Raw genomic sequence first — 590 nt, 5'->3', positions numbered from 1 at the left:
GCCATCGTGGCACGCGCCAAGGCCGAAAACGCGACGATCTACTGGGGCGATGAAACGGCCGTAGCTGAAGATGGGCATTGGATTCGAGGCTATGCGCCGGCAGGAGTCACACCGGTGCTGGTGGCGCCGACCTTGGTGACAGTCGAAAGATGGTCGGATGATAACCGCTCTTATTAACCCGGCAATCAAATACCCAATCTAAGTGGCATAACGCACCGACGCATGCTGGAAATAGGCAACTACCCGCTCCGGGGTTTTGGCCAGCCAGCTCATGAATGCCTCGGCCTTCTCCAGCAATTCCGACTTGTTTCGCGCCCGGTCACTGGTGCACAAGCGTGTCTTGAGGTCGCGGTTCAAATACTCGTCCGGATTACACTCAGGCGAATAGGGTGGCAGGTAAGTAGTCAAACAAAATTGATCCGATATTTATCGCCATACCCAGACAGCACCTCATGCACATGACTGCAGAGCGACTGGAAACTCTGGTAGGCGCTCAGGGGCAGCCATTCGTACTTGATCTTCCGCCAGAGCATCTCGATCGGGTTGAGTTCCGGCGAGTACGGCGGCAGGAAAACCACATGGACTCGCTG

2 protein-coding genes are annotated in these 590 nt (G+C 55.9%); both read right to left on the bottom strand.

Annotated elements, in window-relative coordinates:
- Nucleotides 1-198 precede the first annotated feature (198 nt).
- The gene (locus ACYVD0_RS11950; protein WP_460427014.1) at nt 199-408 is read right to left on the bottom strand and encodes a transposase; all 210 of its coding nucleotides are present in this window, start codon (nt 406-408) and stop codon (nt 199-201) included.
- A partial coding sequence (locus ACYVD0_RS11945; protein ID WP_460427013.1) for a transposase occupies nt 405-590 on the bottom strand: 186 nt, incomplete at its 5' end. The genes ACYVD0_RS11945 and ACYVD0_RS11950, both read right to left, overlap by 4 nt.

This window comes from Azotobacter armeniacus (assembly GCF_054779355.1).
This window is presented reverse-complemented; position numbering and strand designations above follow the sequence as displayed.